Consider the following 291-nt stretch of genomic DNA (forward strand, 5'->3'; position numbering starts at 1 on the left):
GTACTCAAACTGAATTTTATCCATTTCTTTTTTCATGCGTTGACCTCTCTTTCTTCAGTGCTGCCATCATCATTATGAGCCTTCCGGCTCGGGCAAAAGGGGGATTGAAGGGGGGCTTGCCACCCTCACAAGTTCTAAAGTGGTAACACTTTAGGGAACTTGCAATATATCCACTACACATATTATAGTATAGTGGTAGCACTTCTGTCAAGCGGATATATTCGTGCGTATATTCTGCCAAGAATATAGTGGAGCTTACTTCCTCTTGGGCGACTTTGGAAGTGTAGGAGG

It is taken from the genome of Clostridium sp. AF27-2AA (genome assembly GCF_003478505.1).
In the GTDB taxonomy this organism is placed as follows: domain Bacteria; phylum Bacillota; class Clostridia; order Lachnospirales; family Lachnospiraceae; genus Brotaphodocola.